The organism is Pedomonas sp. (genome assembly GCF_036515995.1).
In the GTDB taxonomy this organism is placed as follows: domain Bacteria; phylum Pseudomonadota; class Alphaproteobacteria; order Sphingomonadales; family Sphingomonadaceae; genus Pedomonas.
This window is the reverse complement of the sequence record NZ_DATBUP010000128.1, coordinates 1-16,202: the sequence shown is the minus strand read 5'-3', so window position 1 is coordinate 16,202 and position 16,202 is coordinate 1. Positions and strand designations below refer to the sequence as shown.

Here is a 16,202-nt window from a genome sequence, read left to right as displayed (position 1 = left end):
AGACGACTCCGCCGCAGCCGCGCTCGCTCCCGCAAACAGGGCAAGGCCGCCTGCCACCAGCGCAATCAGAAAACAGATCAGCCCCGTCATTCCCCGTGCTCCCCGTGCCTCATCCGTTGTCAACGACACGCAAACCGGAACACCGCCTCGAAATACCTTCAAGGCTCACCCCTTTTCTCACAGGGGTTTTGCAATGTCAATAGGTTTTTGACGATAATCGCAACATCAGTCCAACAGGCGCATCGCTGAAGCACAAATCGCCTGATAAACCTGAGAGCCTACTCGCCCCGCGTCCGCCGCAGGATGGCGTAGAACGCGCCCAGGCCGCCATGGCGCTGGTGGGCGGGGCGCAGGGCGGCGATGAAGGGGCGAAGGCCCGGTTCGTCCAGCCAGCGGGGCAGGGCTTCCTTCAGGATGCCGCGCGGGGTTTCGGGCCACGGGGTGGTGGACTTGCCCTTGCCGGTCACGATCAGCACCACGCGGGCGCGGCGCTCGAATGCCTGCCGGATGCGCTTCTCCAGCAGCCGGTAGGCCGCGTCCTGCGTATAGCCGTGCAGATCGATCACAAGGTCGGGCAGCACCTCGCCGGTGCGGATCTTGCGGTCCCACACGGCATCCAAAGTGGCGTCTTCCACGGAAAGGCCGCTCAGGTGGCGGGCGATGTTGGGCAGGGCGGCCTCGGCGCGGGGGGCCTCGGGCGGCTTGATGCGCGGCAGGGCGGGGGCGGTCGGGCGGTTGCCGAGCGGGCGCACCTTGCTCGCCACCTGTTCCCACAGGGCGGCCTCGTCGGGCTTCAGCTCGCGCGGCTTGCGCGAGGGCTTGTCCGTCTTGCCGAGTTGCGCCGCCATTGCCTCCCACGCCGCCTGTTCATCCGGGCGCAGGCGGCGGGTCACGAGGAAGACTTCGCGGTCTTGGCGGGCGAGCCTGCGGGCGGGGTGGAGACGAGGAGGCCCGGCTTGGTGGCCAGCAGGCGCTGCACGGTCGGCCTCGGCAGCAGCAGCGTGGTCACGCCCCGCCACGAAAGGCCGCCGGCAATCATGGCGGCGGTCTCGCCCGCGCCCCAGAACAGGTCGAGCCGGTTCGGGCCCTTGATCGCGCCGCCCGTATCCTGCGCCACCATCAGGCGGCTGAGGGGGAAGTGCTGGCGGCGGTCCTGCGGGTTGGGGTAGGCGGTCTCCAGCCACAGCGGCACGCCCAGCGGCACGAAGCGCGGGTCGGAGGCCACGGAGGTGTAGGGCGTCAGCGCATGGCCCATCGCGCCGAGCGGGCCTTCGCCCGTCAGTTCGCGGAAGAACACGAAGGAGCGGTTCTCGCGCATGATCTGGCGCGCCTTCTCCGGATTGGCCCGGGCCCAGGCGATGATGCCCTGCATGGTGGCCTGACCCGGCGCGAGCAGGCCCCTGTCGAGCAGGAGGCGGCCCATGCCCTGGTACTGGTGGCCGTTCTGCCCGTCGTAGCCCACGCGCATGATCGAGCCGTCCGGCAGGCGCACGCGGCCGGAGCCCTGAATGTGCAGGAAGAACGCCTCATAGGGGTCGCGGACCCATGCCAGCTCGAGGCCGCGGTTCTGCAACGCGCCTTCCTCGATCTGGCCGCGGTCGGCATAGGGCACCAGCTTGTTGCCCTCGATGCGCCCGGCGATGCGTTGGCCGCGCAGGTTTTCCCGGAAGATGCCCAGGTCCACGTCCACCAGCTCGGGCGGGCGGCGGTAGAGCGGCACGGAATATTCCATCGACCAGCTCCGCGCACCGGCCAGTTCGGGCTCGTAGTAGCCGGTGTTGAGGCCGACGCCTGCGGTTGCGCCCTCGCCGACGCGCAGGGTGGCGAAGTGGGTCTCGAAGAAGCGGCGGGCCTCTGCCGTGGTGTTGCCCACGCTCTGCACGCTGGCGCAGATGGCGGTCCAGTCCCCCGGGCGGGTGAGGCCGGAGACATCCTGACGGCGCTCCAGCGAGCGGCAGGACCTGCGGAAGGCGTGCAGCGCGGGCAGCGGGTCGCTCTGCTGCCAACCCGGAAGCTGGCTGACTGCAGGCCCGGCCGTGCGCGGCAGCTGGGCGGCGCTGATCACGTCCTCCGGCAGCGGCGCGGGCACGGGCGGTTGCACCGGGGCGGGGCCGGGCGTCGGCACCGGCAGGACCGGCTCCGGCGCGGGCTGACTCGGAACCGGGGCCGGGCTCGGGACCGGCTGGCTCGGCGGGGTGGGGGCAACCGGCTCCTTGCGGGCCGGGGTACAGGCAGCCAGAACAGACAGGCTTACCGAGACGGCGATCGCCGTCCGAAACGCAGCACGGGTCATGGGGTTACGCCGCCGTGTCGGTGGCGGTCAGCAGCCAGTTCGGATCCGGCGAGCGGGTATGGCGGCTGAAGGTCCACACGTCGTGGGTCTTCACCGCGTCGGTCTCGGAACCGGCGATCACCTTGCCGTCCCGGTCGCGGGTCACGGCGGCCAGCGTCGCGTCGAAGCGCACGGTCACCTCGGCCATGGCGGCGGAGAGGGTAGCATCCACCAGCGCGGAGCGGTCGATGCTGATCAGGCGGTTGTCCAGCACCAGCCCCTCGGCCTTGCGGGCATCGATGGCGCGGTGGAACTGCTCCAGCACATGGTCGGCCACGAACGGCTTCACGGAATCGAGGTCGTCGTTCCAGAACGCTTCCAGGATCATGCGGTAGGCGGCGCGGCTGCCTTCCAGGAACTGCTGGGCATCGAAGCTGCCGTCGGCCTCGGCGATGTCTTCCAGCCCCTGCCGGGTCTGGGCGTTGATGTCGGAGGGCATGTGCAGAACCGTGCCGCGCTGCTGGCCCTGCGCGGAGGCGGGGGCATTGTCGCGGGCGGTCTCGGAGCCTGAAAGCATGTCTCCGGCCGGCTTCTCGTTGCCGGTCCGGCGGCCCAGAACACTGACCAGCCGCAGGGCGACAAACCCGGCCAGCATTGCCAGAAACACGATTTCGATAATTTGCATGCTGTCAGACATTAAACCAGGCCCAGAATTGATCTGCTGAAAAACGAACTTCGTATCCCGCTACCATAGCAACATGGCGGGGAACGGTCCATCTTTACACCATCTTCACTTAAGCTCTTTGCTGCGATCCGCAACCCGGCCTGAACGCAAACCTTGCACGAAGGGCCGCAGTTTCCGGAACCGCGCCCTGTCGGAGGGGCCGCCGCGGGAGGGAGGTTCTCCCTGCCGCACTTGCCTCGGTTCGGCGGGCCATGCTAACGCCGGGGACGAGTTCTGCCGGAGACGAGTTCAAACCGAGTAGCGCCTCCGGTGTAAAGGCAGACACAGGCCCAGATACAAGCCCAGACACAAGCAAGGATTATCCATGAGCGAACGTGCTGATGAAATCGCTGAAGGCGTGGCAGGCGAAGACAGCGCCCCGCAGGTGAGCATTCTGGCTCAGTATGTGAAGGATCTCTCCTTCGAGAACCCCAACGCTCCGCAGTCGCTGCAGAATGCCGCCGGCAACCAGCCGCGCATCGAGGTGAACGTGAACGTCGGCGTGCGCCGCGTGGCCGAAGACGCCTACGAGGTGGACCTGCGCGTTGAAGCCACTGCCCGTCAGGAAGCACTGAAGGCTTTCCAGGTCGAGCTGCTGTACTCGGGCGTGTTCGGCCTGCGCAACGTGCCGGAAGAGGCTCTGGAGCCGTTCCTGCTGGTGGAAGCGCCGCGCATGCTGTTCCCGTTCGCCCGCCGCATCGTGGCCGACGCCACCCGCGACGGCGGCTTCCCGCCGCTGCTGCTGGATCCCATCGACTTCGCCGCGCTGTACATGCAGCAGCGTGGTCAGGCCAATGGCGCCGCCACTGACCTGTCCGGCGATGTCGCCGGCAACGCGTAACTGATTTCGCACGCGCCAGAGTGGAACTGATCCTGAGTGGAGCTGATCCCGGTGTGCGTGGCGTTGTCTGAAACTTGCGGCTCGGAGCGGGGCGAATGACCCTGATCCGGGCCGCAAGTCTTATTGGCGGGCTCACCCTCGTCAGCCGCATCCTCGGCTTTGCGCGAGAGATGATCATGGCCCGCGTCCTCGGCGCCGGGCTCGCCGCAGACGCCTTCAATCTCGCCTTCAAGCTGCCCAACGTGTTCCGCCGTCTGTTCGCGGAAGGGGCGTTTGCCAGCGCCTTCGTTCCCCTGTTCAGCCGAGAGAAGGCCGAAAGCGGGCTGGAGGCCGCCCGCCGCTTCGCCGAAGACGTGCTGGCCGTGCTGCTGCCCGCCCTCCTGCTGCTGACGGCGCTGGCCGAGATGTTCATGCCCGCAGCTGTGTGGCTGCTGAACGGCGGCGGCGGCTTTGCCGATGTGCCCGGCAAGCTGGAGACCGCCGTCAGCCTCTCCCGCGTCACCTTCCCCTACCTGCTGTTCATCTCGCTCGCCGCGCTGCTGGGCGGCATCCTCAACAGTCTGTCCCGCTTCGCCGCCAGCGCGAGCGCGCCCGTGCTGCTGAACATCGTGCTGATCGCGGCTCTGCTTCTGGCATCGGGAGACGAGGCTGCCGGAGAGGTCATGACTGCCCGCTGGCTGGCGTGGGGCGTGGCGGCGGCGGGCCTCCTCCAGTTCCTCTGGCTGCTGTGGGCGTGCCGCCGGGCAGGGGTGCGCCTGACGCTGCGCCGCCCCCGGCTCTCGCCCCGGGTGAAGCGCTTCTTCGCCATGGTCGGCCCGGCGGCGCTCGGCGCCGGTGTTTACCAGATCTCCCAGCTCATCGACCTGTTCTTCGCCAGCCGCCTGCCGCAGGGCAGCCTCAGTTACCTGAACTACGCTGACCGGCTGAACCAGCTCCCGCTGGGCGTCGTCGGCATTGCGCTCGGCACGGCGCTCCTGCCCGCGCTGGCGGCGCACATTGCAAAGGGCGAGCAGGCACAGGCCATCCACATCCAGAACCGGGCGGCGGAGATGGCGCTGTTCCTCTCCCTGCCGGCCGCCGCCGCGCTCATGGTGTTGAGCCACCCGCTCGTCACCGCGCTCTACATGGGCGGGCGCTTCAGCGCCGCGGATGCCGCCGCCACGGCGGCCGTGCTCACCGGGCTGGCGGCGGGTCTGCCCGCCTACGTTCTGGTCAAGGTGCTCACCCCCGCCTTCTTCGCCCGGGGAGACACCGCAACCCCGGTCAAGACCGCTCTGGCGGCGCTCGGCCTCAACGTTGCGCTCATTCTTCTCCTTATCGGCCCCTATGGCGTGGCGGGCCTTGCGTGGGCCACCGCTGCCTCCGCCTGGGCCAACTGCGCCCTGCTGTACTGGATGCTGCACCGCGCCGGGTCCTTCCGGTTCGATGCCGTGTTCCGGCGGCGGATGCTGGGCACGGCCGCCGCTTCCGGCCTCATGGCGGCAAGCCTTGCCGCGCTGCTGGCCTCCAGCCCTCAGGATTTCGCCCCTCTAAGCTTTGATGGCGGCACGCTGGAGCGTGTGGGGGCGGTGCTCATGGTCGTGTTTGTGGGCGCGCTGGTCTACTTCACGGCGGCGGCGCTGCTGGGGGTGATGCCGCTGCGCGAATTGAAAGCGCGGCTCAGACGCGGCGGCAATTGACCCATCTGCCGTGAGTGCTATGACCCCGGCACGAGCGAATTGAGCCGCCGGGGCAATGAGGCCGGGCGGCAGGCACAGGATCGGACCCATGACCAAGCGCGTGTTCTCTGGCATTCAGCCCACCGGCAACCTGCATCTCGGCAACTATCTGGGAGCAATCCGGAACTGGGTGCGCTGGCAGGACGAAGCGCCCTGCGTCTTCTCCGTGGTTGACCTGCACGCCATCACCGTCAAGCAGAACCCGGCCGAGCTGCGCGGCCAGATCCGCGAAATGGCGGCGGCCATTCTGGCGGCGGGCGTTGATCCGAAGAAAGCCGTTCTGTTCAACCAGAGCGCGGTCAGGGCCCATGCCGAGCTGTGCTGGGTTCTGAACTGCGTCGCCCGCATCGGCTGGCTGAACCGCATGACCCAGTTCAAGGAAAAGGCGGGCAAGGACCGGGAAGGCGCAAGCGTCGGCCTGTACGTCTATCCGGTGCTTCAGGCCGCTGACATTCTGGTCTACCTCGCCACCCACGTTCCGGTGGGCGAAGACCAGAAGCAGCACATCGAGCTGGCGCGCGACATCGCCCAGAAGTTCAACAACGATTACGAGACCGAGCTGTTCGTGCTGCCCGAGCCGGTCATCACCGGCCCGGCCACCCGCGTCATGAGCCTGCGGGACGGCTCGAAGAAGATGAGCAAGTCAGATCCGTCCGACATGAGCCGCATCAACCTGACCGACGATGCCGACACCATCGTCTCCAAGATCAAGAAGGCCAAGACCGACCCCGAGGTCCTGCCGGACACCAAGGACGGGCTGGAAGGCCGCCCCGAGGCGCAGAACCTGGTGGGCATCTACGCCGCTCTGGCAGACACCTCGCCGGAGGCTGTGCTCGCCGAGTTCGCCGGCAAGGGCTTCGGCGCGTTCAAGCCCGCGCTGGCGGACCTGACCGTCTCCAAGCTGGCCCCCATCGCCACCCGCTTCCGCGAGCTGCTGGCCGATCCGGCCTATGTGGATGCGGTCCTGCGCGAAGGTGCCGAAAAGGCCGATGCCATCGCCCGCCCGGTGGTGGACAAGGTGTACGACACGGTCGGCTTCCTGCGCCCGTGATCACCGCCGGAACCATGGTCCGGCCCGCCCCGGCGAGGCCGGACCACCGTTCGGCGTAGAATGTTGTTATTTTAAAACTATTCCTTTGCCCTGCCATTGCGGCACGGGCACTATACTCCCCATATGTTCGCTGCGGGGCTTACAGAGCGAAGCATTGCACCCAATCGGAATGCCAGCTCTGCAACAACCGCAGTAGTTCCGTTTTTGTTCAGTTCGGGTTCAGTCCTTACAGCCTAGGATGTAAGGTCGAAGAATTCCAAGGAATGAGCAGGAAGCGGAAAGGACCTGGGAGTTAAGTATATGCCCCGTTTCGGTAAAGTTGCTGCTGGCCTGATGCTGCTTCTGCTTGCGGCGTGCGCCAGTCAGATCAAGTCGGACGTTGCCCGGTTCCACCGGATGCCAGCGCCGCAGGGCGAGTCGTTCCGCGTGGTCGCGGCGGACCCGAAGAAGCAGGACAGTCTGGAATTCGCCACCTATGCCCAGTATGTGGCGTCAGAGATGACCAAGCAGGGCTACCGTCAGGCTGACGGCACCGCGCAGCCTTCGCTTGAGGTCCGTATCGACTATGCCGTCTCGCCGGGCCGCGAGAAGATCGCCACCCGTCCGGGCACCGGCTCCTACGCGCCGTATTATTACAGCTGGCGTCACCGGGCATTCTACCCGTACGGCTGGGGCTTCTATGATCCGTTCTGGGGCAGCCCGTTCTCCGAGCCGGAGGTCTACTCCTACACGGTGTACACCCGCCAGTTGACCATGGATATCGTGCGCCCCGGTTCTGCTCAGGCCAGTGCCGGTAAGGACGGCGAAGGCGCGGTCCCGCTGTTTGAAGGCCGGGTCGAATCCGTCGGCAAGGACAATCGCCTGCCGGAAGTGATGCCCTATCTGGTTCAGGCCATGTTCACGGACTTTCCGGGAACCTCAGGCATGACCAAGCGGGTTACGATCGACCTGCCGTCGAAGTAATAGGTTCATTTGTCGCCCCGGCGGGTTGTGAAGCGTTCTCTTCCTGCCGGGGTGATCGAACCCAACCGGGCCGCTCCGGCCCGGCTGATGTCTGCAAGGGGGTGCAATGCTGGGCTGGCTGGATGGCTTGAGACGTTGGGTTGGTAATCTGGCTGCTCCAAAAGCTCCTGCAAGGACGCCTTCCGAGACCGGAGCCACTCCTCCTGCCTCGCCGCCTCCTGCTTCTGCCCCTCCCGCCTCGGCCGACGGCCAGACCGCAGAGGACCGGCCGTTCGAGGTTCCCTCGACGCCCGAGGCCGCCCCGCCCGATCCGAACAAGCCCTTCACGCCGGATGCCAGCGTCTCGCCGTCCGAGATGCCGAGCGCCGAGCTGCCGCCCGTCTCCCCGGCGTTCCGCCGTCATCCCTTCCGGGCCTTTCTGGCGTTCATCACCCAGTCCCGCGCCATCTTCCTCGCCACGCTCACGGTGTGGTTCCTGCTGCTCTATTTCGGGATGGGCGCGCTTCTGACCTCCAACGTGGATGACAACCCTGCCTTCCGCCCGGCCGAGGAAGACCTGCCGCCCGGCGGCAGCGTCGCCGTTGCCATGACCAGCGCCGTCCTCAACCGCGAAGTCAACGAGCACAGCTGGACCCCGGATGATCCCTGGTTCTTCCCCTCGGCCATGCTCAACAACATGCCCGCCTACCAGCGCGGCATCCGCATGGCGGTGTTTCGCTTCACCGCCGCGCTGACCACCCGCCAGCCGACGGATGCCGACCTGCTGGAAGCGCACGATGCTCTGGCCACCCCGCCGGATCGCTGGTGGATCGGCACGGACTGGCCGTGGGTGCGCGCTTCCTCCGCCTCCCGCTATGACGATGCAGTGGACTACATCCGCGCCTACAACGCCCGCGTGGCCAACGGCAGCGCGCCGTCAGTGCGGGATGCGGCAACGCTTGCCCTCATGCTCGATCATCTGGCCAGCGCCCTGTCCGAAGGGGAGGACGCGCTGGTCCGCCATGTGTCGGGCGATGAGGCCGTGGAGGGCAGGCGCCTCGGCAATGACGAGATCTTCTACGCCGTGCGCGGGGAGGCCTACGCCTCCATGCTCATCCTTGCCGGTCTGCGGGAGGACTTCGCCCCGCTCATCCGCCAGCGCCAGCTCTCGGCCCGCTGGGCCGCCGTCGCCCGCAGCCTCGAGGCAACCGTCGGCATCAATCCGCTGGTCGTCACCGTGGGTGATCCGGGCAGCATGCTGGTCAAGAACCACCTGATGGAGCAGGGCTTCGCCGTCCAGCGCGCCCGGGAGCAGCTCCTTTCGCTGGCGAAGGACCTGCGCGCCGCCCCGGCCACCACCCAGCAGCAAGGCGCGGCGCAGACTCGCGCCCAGACCAACGCGCAGGCCCGCTCCGGCAGTCGGTAAGACTCAAGATCCCGCCCTGGGAGAGGGCACGGCTCCCGGACCTCAGAACCACGTGCGCAGACCGATGAGCACCGTCCAGCCGCCCGCATCCTCGCCTGCCGCGCGGGCGAAGTCCCGCGTGTCGCCGAGCAGGCGGCCGTATTCCACCCCCACGTAGGGCGCGAACTCCTGCACGAACTCGTAGCGCAGGCGCAGCCCCGCCTCGATGGAGGACAGGCCCGACCCCACGCCCAGCTCCGGCACGTCCTGCGCCGCCAGCTCGACCTCCGCGCGGGGCTGGAGGATCAGGCGGTTGGTCAGGCGCATGTCGTGCTCGGCTTCCAACCGCGCCGTCAGGTCGCCCTTCTCGGAGAGGAACAGGGCCGCATCCACCTCGAACCAGTAGGGCGCAAGGCCCTGCACGCCCAGCACCGCATGGGCCCGATCCGGTTTGGGGCGAATGTCGTAACGAATGCCTGCCTGCACGTCGAACCACGGGCCGATGGCCCGGCTCCACAGCGCCTGCACCTCGGCCCTTTCCACCGCCTCGCCAAACCCGCCGTGGCCTTCGGTCTTCAGCCAGAGCTTGTCGTAGTCGCCGCCCACCCAGGCGTTGGCGTCCCACACGTAGCCGTCATGGCCGTCCCGCGCCTGATACTCCAGCCGGTCCACCATCACCATGGAGCCGCGGAAGCGCCCGTGCATGTCGATCAGCTCGCTCTGGCGCACCCGCGCCATCACCTGCGGGTTCCACACCGTATCGGCGGCATGCTCCGGCCCGGTCAGCGCCTCCGGCGGCGGCGGCGCGACCGGCGGCTGGTTTCCGGGCGCGGGCATGCGGTGCCCGGCATGGGGGTCGCTGGCCGGTGCGCCGTGCCCCGCGTGGGGATCGGGCTGGGGCTGAGCATGTTGGCCATGTTGCTCGTGGCTGCCGTGGTCCATCTGGTGCCCTGCATGGGGGTCCGGCTGGGGCTGGTCATGTTGGCCATGTTGCCCATGGCTGCCGTGATCCATCTGGTGCCCGGCGTGCGGATCGGCCTGCCCGGCGGCAACCGGCGCGGCGAATACCGCCAGCGCGCAGGCGGCAAGAAGGGGCGAACGGTTCATCAGTGCTCTCCCCCGCCCTTATGGTGGCCTTGATCGTGGCCGTGGTGCTGGCCATGGTCCATCCTGTGCCCCTCATGGCCCTGATGTCCCCCATGGCCCTGATGGCCCTGATGGCCTTCACGGCCCTGATGGTCAGCCTGCACCGGGGCGGCCGCCACATCATCCATCGGGCGCACCTTCACCACGTTCATCATGCCGGCGTGCATGTGGTAGAGCAGGTGGCAGTGGAAGGCCCAGTCGCCCGGCGCATCGGCCGTCAGATCGAAGCTGGCGATGCCGCCCGGCATCACGTTGACCGTGTGCTTCACCGGGTTTCCGCCCGGCATGCCGGTCACCACCTCGAAGAAGTGGCCGTGCAGGTGAATGGGGTGGTTCATCATGCTGTTGTTGATGAGCCGCACCCGCACCCGCTCGTTGCGCGCCAGCCGGATCGGCTCCAGCCCCTCGTTCAGCTTCTGCCCGTCGAACGACCACATGAACCGCTCCATGTTGCCGGTCAGGTGAATGTCGATGCGCCGCGCGGGCTCGCGCGTGTCGGGGAAGGGGGTGAGCGGGGTCAGGTGGTGGTAGGTCAGCACCCGGTGCGGCTCGTTCTCCAGTCCCAGCGGCCGGTCGGCCGTCCGGTCCACCGGCATCGGGGAGACCATGTCCATGCCCGGCCCCGCCTTCACCGTCTCCGGAAGAGCGGAGGTGTCGCGCATGGAATGGTCCATGCCGCCCGAACCGTGCCCGCCCGAACCGTGACCGCCTGATCCGTGGCCTTCATGCCCGCCCGCGCCGTGATCCATTCCGCCCATGCCCCCCATTCCGCCCATACCCATGTCGCGCATGGAGAGGGTGGGGCGGGGCCGCAGCGGCGGCACGGCGGCTTCCATGCCCAGCCGGGGCGCAAGCGTCGCCCGCGTCAGGCCGGAGCGGTCGATGGACTCGGCCACCAGCGTGTAGGCTTGTGCCTCCGTCGGCGTGATGATGGCGTCGTAGGTTTCGGCAACGGAAATCTGGAACTCGTCCGTCTCCACCGGGCGCACGTTCTGCCCGTCCGCCTGCACGATGGTCATGGGCAGGCCCGGAATCCGCACGTTGAAGATCGTCATGGCCGAGGCGTTGATGAAACGCAGCCGCACCCGCTCACCCGGCTTGAACAGGCCCGTCCAGTTCTCCTGCGGGCCATGGCCGTTGATCAGGTAGGTGTAGGTCGAGCCGGTCACGTCCGAGATGTCGGCCGGGTCCATGCGCATCCGGCCCCAGGCCAGCCGCTCCATCGGCGTCATGCGCTCGGCCGGGTCATTGCCAAGCGCCCCGAGAACGGTCTGCTTCTGCTGGTTGAAGTAGCCGCCCTGCTGCTTCACCTTCTCCATGATCCTGTGCGGATGCAGGAAGGTCCAGTCTGACAGCACGATCACGTGCTCCCGGTCATACTGCACCGGGTCCGCGTCCCTGGGGTCGATCACCAGCGGGCCATAGTGCCCCTGCTGCTCCTGCAGGCCGGAGTGGCTGTGGTACCAGTAGGTGCCGTTCTGGACGACCGGGAACTCGTAGACGAACGCGGACTTTGGCGGAATGCCGGGGAAGCTGATGCCCGGCACGCCGTCCATGTGGAACGGCAGAATGAGCCCGTGCCAGTGGATGGAGGTGTCCTCCGCCAGCATGTTGTGCACGTGCAGGCGCACGTTCTGCCCCTCGCGCAGGCGAATGAGCGGGGCGGGCAGAACGCCATTGATCGTCACCGCATGGCCCTTGCGCCCGCCCACCGTGAAGTGGCTGTCCGCCACGTGCAGGTGGATGTCCTCGCCGGTCAGGGTGGGGTGCGCAGGGGTCAGCCCGCTCGAGCCGGTTCGCGCCCACGCGGGCAGCAACCCGGGCAGTCCAAGGCCCGCCAGACCGGCAACGCCCGCGCCAAGCAGGGTGCGCCGCTTCAGTGGTGTGTTCATCATCCGGTTCATCGCTCCGGCCGGAAAGGAAAGGTCTTTGCGGAAACTACGGCCTGACACTGTGTTAAGGTCAAGGGCTCATATGCACTGGTCGTATATGCGCCGGGCGATGCACGCCGCGCTTGCGAGAGCCCCGTTGCAATGGCAGAGTCAGGCTTATGGTTGAGCAGTCAGAGCCCCAGTCCGCTGGCGAACCGCCGGAAGGCGCAAGCCAGGGCAGAGGAAGCGGCAGCGGCAGCACCGGCGGCAGAGCCCGCAAATATGTTGTGGTTGTCGATCAAACCCCGGAATGCCGGGTCGCCTTGCGGTACGCCGCAGGGCGGGCGCGGCACACGCCCGGCGGGCAAGTGATGATCGTCTATGTCATGCCACCGCTGGAATTCGTCCAGTGGGGTGGCGTGCAGAACGTCATGGAACAGGAAGCGCGCGAGCAGGCAGAAGCCCTGCTGGAAGCCTTCGCGGTGGACGTGGAGAAGATCTGCGGCTGTCCCGCACAAATCGATATCCGCCAAGGCAAGGCCGCCGATCAGGTGCTGGCCGCCGTGCGTGACGACCCCGCCATCGTGCGCCTCGTCCTCGCCGCCTCGCCCAAGGGCGAACCGGGACCGCTGGTCAACTTCTTCTCCGGACAGATCTCCGGCTCCCTGCCGTGCCCCGTCACCATCGTGCCGGGAAGCCTCACACCCGAAGCCACCGACGCCATCGCGCAGATCGATTGATCTGGCTGGGCAAAGTCAGGTTTTGTGGGGGACTTGTCCCCCACGCCCCCATTCGCTTGATCGGGCCGCGCCTCCAGCGCGCATCTGGAACACGGCCGTTTTTGCATCCGCCTTTAGAACAGGGGCGCGCCTTTCGTGCCGGGTGAGGCCGCAAAACGAATGGGGTGCAGGGGACCAAGTCCCCTGCAGAAAGAAATCTTCCCTAAAGAATACCCCTGAAAGCAAAAAAGCCCGGCGGAAGCCGGGCTTTCTCGTAAGGCAGAACGTCGTTCGGCTTAGTTGCCGGCAACGATGCGTTCGACGAGCTGCTTCACCGTAGGGATGAAGCCGTTCGAGTAGAACGGGTCGTTCTTGAAGCGATAAGCGTTATGACCGGCGAACATCAGGTTCTGGTCGATGTCGCCGCCGTGGCCGATGGACTGCAGCGTCTTCTGAATACAGAAGGAGCGCGGGTCGGCCAGGTAGCCGGTCGCGTTCTTCTCGTTGTCAGCCCACGAGGAGAAGCTGCACTGCGACAGGCAGCCCATGCAGTCCGACTGGTCCTTGCGGATCTCGGCCTTGCTCTCGGGGGTGACGAACACCATCGTCGAATCCGGGGTCTTCAGCGCCTCGGTGTAGCCAAGGCCCACCCATTCACGGGCGTGCAGCAGGTCGCCCTTGGTCACGAACGCCTTCTGGCCGCGCGGCAGATTGCCCACGTCCAGCAGGAAGGTGTGCTCGCCCACTTCCTCGGTGGTGAAGGGGATCTGCCGCTCGGAGCGGGTTTCCAGGTCCCGCAGGAACGGGTTCTTCACGGCCGAGGAGTAGAAGCCGGTCGGTGAGAAGCGGTGCAGCAGCACATCGCCTTCTTCAAGCTGAAGCAGGCGCTCTTTCCACTGCTGCGGGATCGGGCTTTCCTGCGTTACCAGCGGACGGGTGCCGAACTGGAAGGCGATCGCGCCCAGCTCCTTGTTGTCGATCCAGTGTTCCCACTCGGTCAGGTTCCACACGCCGCCGGCCATCACGATGGGCACGTCGTCCGAAATGCCTTCCTGACGCATCACGTCACGAATGGCCTTCACGCGCGGATACGGATCTTCCGGCTTCAGCGGATCCTCGGCGTTGGAGAGGCCGTTGTGGCCGCCGGCCCGCCACGGATCTTCATACACCACCGCGCCCAGCCATTCGGCGGCCTTGTGATAGGCGCGCTTCCACAGCGCGCGGAAGGCGCGGGCCGAGGAAACGATGGGGTAGTAATGCACGCCGTGCGAAGCGGCGATTTCAGAGAGCCGGTAGGGCATGCCCGCGCCGCAGGTCACGCCCGAGACGAGGCCCTTGGTGCGCTCCAGCACGCCTTCCAGCACGCGCTGCGCACCGCCCATTTCCCACAGGACATTGATGTTGAGCGCGCCCTTGCCAGAGGCGATGTCCCAGGCGCGGCGCACCTGTTCCACACCGCCTTCGATGGCGTAACGGACCAGCTCTTCGTGACGGTCGCGACGGGTGCGGCCGTGATAGACCTGGGGAATGGCGTTGCCGTCGTCATCATACGAATCGGCGTTCACCGCAGAGACAGTGCCGATGCCACCGGCCAGCGCCCACGCGCCGGAGGACATGTGATTGGTGGCATTGATGCCCTTGCCGCCTTCAATCAGCGGCAGAACTTCACGTCCACCGATCCGAACGGCATTGAGCGACTTCAACATGGGCTTGCGCCTTTCCGGGTACTTTCCAAAGGTTTTGCAATACATGGTTCGGGGAATAAAGGCGAGGGTGAAGCCGCACGCAACGCTGCGTCTGAACCCATACCGGCCTAATTTACGCACAATCGGGCCACTGGTGTCACGCCCCAGGCGCGTTTTTCTTGCACGTGGCCGCAATGCGGCCAGCTGCCCGATCCTCCCCGAACGCTCCTGCCTCTTTCGAGGGGCTGCGCTCCCGTGCCCTCGGCCGCTCATCGCGTCGATCCGGAACACAGTCGATCCGGAACACAGCCGATCCGGAGCAGATATGACAAAGGGCCCCGGTGCGGGGCCCTTCACCACGATCACTGAGGGTAAAGTAAGGGGCAATTCGCCCGTTTCAATACCCTCTTGCCGGCTTAGCCGTCGCTGCGCGGGCTGCGGCGGCGGCGGCGATCACGGTCGCCGCTGCGTTCGCCGCGATCACCACGGTCGCCACGGTCGCCGTCGCCTTCGCCCTCACCGCGCGATTCGCGAGCCGGACGCTCGTCCGGAAGCTCTTCGCCGGTTTCCTGGTTGACCAGGCGCATGGACAGGCGAACCTTGCCGCGGTCGTCAATGCCGAGCACCTTGACCTTGACCATTTCGCCTTCCTTCAGGACGTCCGCAACCTTGGCCACGCGCTCCGGCTTGATCTCGGAGATGTGGACGAGGCCGTCACGGCTGCCCAGGAAGTTCACGAACGCGCCGAAGTCGACGATGGAGACGACCTTGCCTTCGTAGATCCGGCCGACTTCCGGCTCGGCCACGATGCCCTCGATCCACTTGAGGGCGGCCTTGATCTGGTCGAGGTTGGAGGACGAAACCTTGACGGTGCCGTCGTCCTCGATGTCCACCTTCGCGCCGGTGACTTCCACGATCTCGCGGATGACCTTGCCGCCGGTGCCGATGACTTCGCGGATCTTTTCCTTCGGGATCTTGATGGTCTCGATGCGCGGAGCGTGCTGCGACATTTCCTGACGGGTGCCGCCCAGAGCTTCGTTCATCTTGTCGAGGATGTGAGCGCGGCCCGCGTGAGCCTGCTCCAGCGCCACCTTCATGATCTCTTCGGTGATGCCTGCAACCTTGATGTCCATCTGCAGGGCGGTGATGCCCTCGGAGGTGCCGGCCACCTTGAAGTCCATGTCGCCCAGGTGATCTTCGTCACCCAGGATGTCGGTCAGGACGGCGAAGTCCTTGCCTTCCAGGATCAGGCCCATGGCGATGCCGGAAACCGGGCGCACCAGCGGCACGCCGGCGTCCATCATCGACAGCGAACCGCCGCAGACGGTCGCCATGGAGGAGGAGCCGTTGGACTCGGTGATGTCCGAAACCACGCGCAGGGTGTACGGGAAGGCGTCCTTGGCAGGCAGAACCGGGCGCAGGGCGCGCCAGGCCAGCTTGCCGTGGCCGACTTCGCGGCGGCCCTGGAAGCCGAAGCGACCCACTTCACCGACCGAGTAGGACGGGAAGTTGTAGTGCAGCATGAAGTGCTCGTGGCGGGTGCCGTCGAGGCTGTCGATCATCTGCTCGTCGTCGCCGGTGCCCAGCGTGGTCGTCACGATCGCCTGCGTCTCGCCGCGGGTGAACAGCGCCGAACCGTGGGTGCGCGGCAGAACCTGGGTCTGCACGTCGATCTGGCGAACCGTCTTGGTGTCGCGGCCGTCGATGCGCTTGCCGTCCTTCAGGATGGCGGTGCGGACGATATCCTGCTCCAGCTTCTTCAGCAGCTTGCCGACGAGCTGTGCGCCGTGCTCTTCGCCCAGAGCCGCCACGGCCTTGATCTTGGCGG

The 16,202-nt window shown here is 66.8% G+C and carries 13 protein-coding genes; 6 read left to right on the top strand and 7 right to left on the bottom strand.

What is annotated here, in order from left to right:
- Positions 1–278: 278 nt before the first annotated feature.
- Genes VIG90_RS10050 through VIG90_RS10040 form a run of 3 tightly spaced genes read right to left on the bottom strand, consistent with a single transcriptional unit; the run spans position 279 to position 2,957 of the window.
- On the bottom strand, positions 279–893 hold the full coding sequence (locus tag VIG90_RS10050) for a Smr/MutS family protein (RefSeq protein ID WP_331593373.1): 615 nt from the start codon (positions 891–893) through the stop codon (positions 279–281).
- Positions 890–2,293, bottom strand: a complete 1,404-nt coding sequence (locus tag VIG90_RS10045) for a murein transglycosylase A (protein WP_331593372.1) — start codon at positions 2,291–2,293, stop codon at positions 890–892. Before VIG90_RS10045 ends, VIG90_RS10050 begins: the two co-directional genes overlap by 4 nt.
- Positions 2,294–2,297: 4 nt before the next feature.
- Entirely contained in the window at positions 2,298–2,957 is a 660-nt protein-coding gene (locus VIG90_RS10040) for a Tim44/TimA family putative adaptor protein (RefSeq protein WP_331593371.1), read from the bottom strand.
- 364 nt (positions 2,958–3,321) lie between these two features.
- On the opposite strand from VIG90_RS10040, the gene secB reads away from it, so the two are divergent.
- From secB to VIG90_RS10015, 5 genes are all read left to right on the top strand, one after another.
- The gene (secB, locus tag VIG90_RS10035; RefSeq protein ID WP_331593370.1) at positions 3,322–3,837 is read left to right on the top strand and encodes a protein-export chaperone SecB; all 516 of its coding nucleotides are present in this window, start codon (positions 3,322–3,324) and stop codon (positions 3,835–3,837) included.
- 95 nt (positions 3,838–3,932) lie between these two features.
- Positions 3,933–5,516 (top strand): murein biosynthesis integral membrane protein MurJ, encoded by a 1,584-nt coding sequence (gene murJ, locus VIG90_RS10030; protein ID WP_331593369.1) that lies wholly within the window; start codon positions 3,933–3,935, stop codon positions 5,514–5,516.
- A gap of 88 nt (positions 5,517–5,604) precedes the next feature.
- Positions 5,605–6,606, top strand: a complete 1,002-nt coding sequence (trpS, locus tag VIG90_RS10025; protein WP_331593368.1) for a tryptophan--tRNA ligase — start codon at positions 5,605–5,607, stop codon at positions 6,604–6,606.
- 300 nt (positions 6,607–6,906) lie between these two features.
- Positions 6,907–7,569 carry a DUF4136 domain-containing protein gene (locus VIG90_RS10020; RefSeq protein WP_331593367.1) on the top strand — a complete coding sequence of 221 codons (663 nt, stop codon included), beginning with the start codon at positions 6,907–6,909 and terminating at the stop codon, positions 7,567–7,569.
- Between the two features lie 127 nt (positions 7,570–7,696).
- Entirely contained in the window at positions 7,697–8,974 is a 1,278-nt protein-coding gene (locus tag VIG90_RS10015; RefSeq protein ID WP_331593366.1) for a hypothetical protein, read from the top strand.
- A 42-nt stretch (positions 8,975–9,016) separates the two neighbouring features.
- Here VIG90_RS10015 and VIG90_RS10010 read toward each other — a convergent pair whose 3' ends face one another.
- Together VIG90_RS10010 and VIG90_RS10005 are read right to left on the bottom strand one after the other, a co-directional pair.
- A complete protein-coding gene (locus VIG90_RS10010) occupies positions 9,017–10,060 on the bottom strand; it encodes a copper resistance protein B (RefSeq protein ID WP_331593365.1) in 1,044 nt (347 codons plus the stop codon).
- The gene (locus tag VIG90_RS10005) at positions 10,060–11,994 is read right to left on the bottom strand and encodes a copper resistance system multicopper oxidase (protein WP_331593364.1); all 1,935 of its coding nucleotides are present in this window, start codon (positions 11,992–11,994) and stop codon (positions 10,060–10,062) included. Before VIG90_RS10005 ends, VIG90_RS10010 begins: the two co-directional genes overlap by 1 nt.
- Before the next feature lie 155 nt (positions 11,995–12,149).
- Here VIG90_RS10005 and VIG90_RS10000 point away from each other — a divergent pair, with 155 nt between their 5' ends.
- On the top strand, positions 12,150–12,710 hold the full coding sequence (locus VIG90_RS10000; protein WP_331593363.1) for a universal stress protein: 561 nt from the start codon (positions 12,150–12,152) through the stop codon (positions 12,708–12,710).
- A gap of 275 nt (positions 12,711–12,985) precedes the next feature.
- Here the strand turns inward: VIG90_RS10000 and VIG90_RS09995 are convergent, their stop codons facing one another.
- Both VIG90_RS09995 and pnp read right to left on the bottom strand, forming a co-directional pair.
- Entirely contained in the window at positions 12,986–14,395 is a 1,410-nt protein-coding gene (locus VIG90_RS09995) for a nitronate monooxygenase (protein WP_331593362.1), read from the bottom strand.
- 395 nt (positions 14,396–14,790) lie between these two features.
- A partial coding sequence (pnp, locus tag VIG90_RS09990; protein ID WP_331593361.1) for a polyribonucleotide nucleotidyltransferase occupies positions 14,791–16,202 on the bottom strand: 1,412 nt, incomplete at its 5' end.

What these genes read in the sequence shown, in the direction of transcription:
- VIG90_RS09995 (WP_331593362.1), bottom strand. Translation starts at nt 14,395, where the DNA reads ATGTTGAAGTCGCTCAATGCCGTTCGGATCGGTGGACGTGAAGTTCTG.
- VIG90_RS10045 (WP_331593372.1), bottom strand. Translation starts at nt 2,293, where the DNA reads ATGACCCGTGCTGCGTTTCGGACGGCGATCGCCGTCTCGGTAAGCCTG.
- secB (WP_331593370.1), top strand. Translation starts at nt 3,322, where the DNA reads ATGAGCGAACGTGCTGATGAAATCGCTGAAGGCGTGGCAGGCGAAGAC.
- trpS (WP_331593368.1), top strand. Translation starts at nt 5,605, where the DNA reads ATGACCAAGCGCGTGTTCTCTGGCATTCAGCCCACCGGCAACCTGCAT.
- VIG90_RS10040 (WP_331593371.1), bottom strand. Translation starts at nt 2,957, where the DNA reads ATGCAAATTATCGAAATCGTGTTTCTGGCAATGCTGGCCGGGTTTGTC.
- VIG90_RS10005 (WP_331593364.1), bottom strand. Translation starts at nt 11,994, where the DNA reads ATGATGAACACACCACTGAAGCGGCGCACCCTGCTTGGCGCGGGCGTT.
- murJ (WP_331593369.1), top strand. Translation starts at nt 3,933, where the DNA reads ATGACCCTGATCCGGGCCGCAAGTCTTATTGGCGGGCTCACCCTCGTC.
- VIG90_RS10020 (WP_331593367.1), top strand. Translation starts at nt 6,907, where the DNA reads ATGCCCCGTTTCGGTAAAGTTGCTGCTGGCCTGATGCTGCTTCTGCTT.
- VIG90_RS10010 (WP_331593365.1), bottom strand. Translation starts at nt 10,060, where the DNA reads ATGAACCGTTCGCCCCTTCTTGCCGCCTGCGCGCTGGCGGTATTCGCC.
- VIG90_RS10000 (WP_331593363.1), top strand. Translation starts at nt 12,150, where the DNA reads ATGGTTGAGCAGTCAGAGCCCCAGTCCGCTGGCGAACCGCCGGAAGGC.